The 4,015-nt window shown below is 65.1% G+C and carries 4 protein-coding genes; all 4 read right to left on the reverse strand.

From position 1 onward, the window contains the following. Positions 1–470: hypothetical protein (locus VQ02_RS16155; protein ID WP_048445230.1), on the reverse strand; the 470-nt coding region annotated here is incomplete at its 3' end. Positions 471–481: 11 nt separating this feature from the next. Beyond that, positions 482–2,269, reverse strand: a complete 1,788-nt coding sequence (locus tag VQ02_RS16160; RefSeq protein ID WP_167350755.1) for a right-handed parallel beta-helix repeat-containing protein — start codon at positions 2,267–2,269, stop codon at positions 482–484. A 143-nt stretch (positions 2,270–2,412) separates the two neighbouring features. After that, a complete protein-coding gene (locus VQ02_RS16165; RefSeq protein WP_157080656.1) occupies positions 2,413–2,877 on the reverse strand; it encodes a hypothetical protein in 465 nt (154 codons plus the stop codon). Positions 2,878–2,917: 40 nt separating this feature from the next. Further along, on the reverse strand, positions 2,918–4,015 hold a 1,098-nt coding region (locus VQ02_RS38235), incomplete at its 5' end, for a hypothetical protein (protein WP_167350756.1).

Here is a 4,015-nt window from a genome sequence, read left to right on the forward strand (position 1 = left end):
AATTCCAGTCCCGCCGCCGTGGCGTCGCCCGACCAGGCATGGATGCGGGCGGCGCGGTTGGTGCCGAAGTAGTCCAGGGCCCCCCGGGCCGTCTGGGTGCCCGCGATCGGGCCGCCGACATAGGCCGCCCCGGCCATGGCGGCGAACCCGCCTACGCTGAGCCCGGACGCGTTGATCGTTCCGAACGTCGTCGCGTAGTCGCGGGATCGGAACGCCACCGCGCCGGCATTGATGTACGTCGTCGTATCACCGCCTGCATTGTAGAAGGTGAACGCCTGGATACCATCTCCGGCGAGCACTGTCCGATAGTTGCCGCTCACGCCGAACAGAGGCGAGCCGCCGATGCTGTATGATCCCGCCGTCAGCGTGCCGGCGACGTTGAGCGTGGGGAGGATGTTGGGGGGGCCGAACGTCTGCGCGGCCAGCGGGCTTGCGGTGAGCGTGAGGAGCAGGATGATGATAGCGCGCATGGATCGTGTCCTCAGTTGCCGCTGCACTGGTAGCCGTAGGTGCCCGGCGAGGCGTTCGAGAGGGTCAGCACGGCGACGCCTCCGGCATTGGCGACCGACCATGACGAGGCGGTCGCCCCCGAGGCGGGCATGACGTTGCAGATCGGGAGCTGCGGGTAGGTCGGGGCCGGACGGGCGAAGGTGATCGTGCAGCCGGTCGCTCCCGTCCCGAGCGTCACGACACCGGAGCGGTTGGCGCTGCCGGCCTGCACGCTCGGGCTCGTGCCGCACGACGACAGGACGGGGGGCGGATCCTGCAGCGCTGAAACATAACCGCCTAGGGCGTAGAGCTGATTGCTTCCCGGGATGAACTTGTTCCCGGTGATGAAATCGATGTTCGCCAGGTTCGAGGTGCCGGTCGCCCGGATCCCGGTGTCCCGATTGTTCTTGATGATGTTGTTGGTGATCTTGATCCCCGACATGACATCGGAGTTCGTGATCGCGCCGTTTCCGACCACGACGCCAGCGTTGCCGTTGACCGCCCCGTTATCATCGATGATGTTGTTGTCCATGATGAAGTTCTGGACGGGACGCCCTGCGGACGCCGAACTCCATCCGATCAGCGCACCGACCCCCTGCGCCCCGCCAGAATTCCCAGTGCAGTTGTGGAACCTGTTGTTCGAGATACGGTAGTTCTTGCCGGAGAAGACGTACAGGCACGCGGTGAAGTTGCTGAACTCGGAGTTGACAATCGTCACTCCGTCATTGTCGTCGAAATTGTACGGCAATCGGCTGTCGTAGGTGCCGACCGGGTCATAGATGAACGAGACGCCCTTGGATCCCGGGCCACCGCTCTGCGTCGCGTCCCCGCCGACGGCGACCATGCCGTCGATCGTCAGCCCCTTGGCCTGCGCGAAGTCGACGGCCTGGCCTACGCCGGTCATCCGGATGTTGCGGTAGGTGGTGTTGTAGGTCCAGTTCGAGGCCATCCCGGAGCCGCCCCCGCCGAAGTTGCCTCCGACGGTGAAGTTCTCGAACAGGCTGTTGTCTTGGTTGTGCGTGACGACGGCGACCGACGAGGCAATATCCGCGATCAGGTTGTGGTTGCCGTTGTACGTGCCCCCCGTGAGGTGTGCGCGCTTGTTGCGATCGAAAAAGAAGATCGCCAGAGGATTGGGGTAGTCGCACGTGTTGAAAGTCGCCCCGGTGTTATCGACGGTGAGATCGTCATACCCCATCGGCCAGACGCCGGCCGGGAAGTACTGCCCCGTCGTGTGCGCCGCATCCTGCGCGTAGGGACCGGCCATCACCCATGAGCAGAACCGGTACGTCGCCGGAATGGACCGGACCGTGCGGGCGCTGCCCATCGCGGCCCGGAACGCAGGTGCGGCATCCGTGGTGCGGTTGGCGAACGCGCCCCACCACGAGGTCCAGACCTCGTGCGCGCCGGCGGCGACGACCGTGCCCGCCCCCTTGAAGATGTACTGCTTGCGCGCGGCGTCGATCTGCCCGGCGAGCGTCACCGTCACGCCTGCATCGGGGAGGAGGACCGCCCCGGGCATGAAGGTGACGTCGTTGCCGAGCGTGACGCTCGAGGCGATGCGGTAGGTGCCCGGAGGGATCACCGTCGCGCCGACCGCGTCCGCAGCGGCCAGGGCCGCGCGATCGTCTGTCGTGCCGTCGCCACGGGCGCCATAGGGCGCATCCTTGACGTTGGTCTGGTCCTGCCCACGGGCCATCAAGGACCGTCCGAGCACGCTCATCCCCGACGCATCGTCGGTTGGGCGCTGCACCCGGGTCCAGGTCTGCCCCTGGAGCACGCAGGGCACTCGAGGGCCGCTCGTGCCGGAGGCGTAGCACTGGCCCTGGGTCGCGGGACCGGCTGGGGCGAGACCGTCGGCGCGAGCCGCGGCAGGGCCGAGAAGGACCGCAGGCGCGACGAGGAGAGCAGACAGGCGGCGCATCAGACCGTGACCCACACGTTGGAGAGGACACCCCTACGCAGGCGCACGTAGGCGCCCGCGCTGTCGAGAGGGATCAGATTGTTGGTCCAGGGCGGGAGCGTGTCCCCGGAGCCGGCAAGGGGGCCGAGCGTGAGCGTGAGGCCGGCCCCAAGGAACCGACCCTCATCGACGATCACGAGATCCTGCCCATAGGGGTAGCCGTCCACGTCGGGCAGCGACCAGGCCCGCGAGGCCGTGAGCTGCGGGATGACGACGTGCACGACGTCGGCCGGGATGTTCCAGTCCGCGTCGGGGCCGATGGTGCCGCCGAGGCTGGCCTTGCCGGCGAACGCACCGAGAATGGTCGTTGGCGCGTCGCCTACGATGATCGGCACCTGCGGAAGCACCAGCGTCATAAGCGCGACAGGATCACGCTCTTTCGGTTCGCCGCCCTCGACAGTAATCAGCCTCACGAAATCCGGCATGGGATACACCTTAATTTTAGCAGATCAGCCGATCGTCGCGCTAGAAACCGTTCACCGTGTAGATCACGGTCGTCGAAAGATTGGCATTTGAATTGCCAAATCCCGCAACAAAGCTGTCTTTTGTCGGATTGCCGATGATTGAGGGCGCTTGATTGTAGTTGAAGTAACTTTGCACAAGGACGTGGGGAGTCGCGCTGAATAGCCCGCCTGGGAGCGGCACGGCCAGGTTCCCGGTTGCGTCCGCCATGCCGGTGTACGTGGCGCGCAGGGTCACTGACCCATCGTTCTCCAGGACCACGCGCCCGGCGCTAGCAAATTGCTGCTTGAGCCGGATGCCCTGGGGGCCTCGCGTGTCGATGAGCAGCGAGGCGAGCCCCCGCGCCAGAAACAAGTTGGTCTTGTCGCCGATGTAGCCGGTGATGGGGTCCGTGGTGACGACTGGATCGAGAGGAAATCCATGATTGTAGTTTTGACCTGACACAGCGGTCAGACCATTGCCGTTGTGCTGGAGATCGAAGAGCACGCCAGCAGTCAGCTGATCAATACCAAGACCATGAACGGTCAAGCCACCGCAAATGCCACGAGTGCGGATGACGGCGGCGTGATCGCTGTCGCTGGTGTAGTAGCCGGACGAGGGCAGACCGCACACGATCTTGGTGGCGGTGGTGTCCACCAAGAGCACGCCGGCCGACAGGGGCATTACAGCCGCCCCTCCAGCGCCGCCGGTCCCGCATAGGATTGGCACGCCCAGGTCCAGGATCGTGCCTGACCTGCCATGGATCCGCACGAGGTAGCGGTTGGCCGCCGCGTCGCGGATGGTGATCCGCAGCGTCGGCGGCAGGCCAGCGACGCCGCGATAGCCCGAGCGCGCCGACACGAAATCGACCACACCCGCACCGCTAACCTCGATCTCACCCCCCTCGATGCCCGTATTCTGCACGTCCCAGCCAGTTGCATGATAGGCGACAGCTGTCTCGTAGCAGCCGTTTGCGAATAGATGCACCTGAGGAAGATAGCTGTCGATCAGTTCGATACCGCATCGGGCAAACCGAGGCGTAGACACGAGAGACGCAGCACGGGTTGCGCCTCCTTGCTGACTTGTTCTGACATAGGATCCCTTGCGGATAATCGGCAAGAA

The sequence above is a fragment of the Methylobacterium variabile genome (assembly GCF_001043975.1).
Classification (GTDB): Bacteria; Pseudomonadota; Alphaproteobacteria; order Rhizobiales; family Beijerinckiaceae; genus Methylobacterium; species Methylobacterium variabile.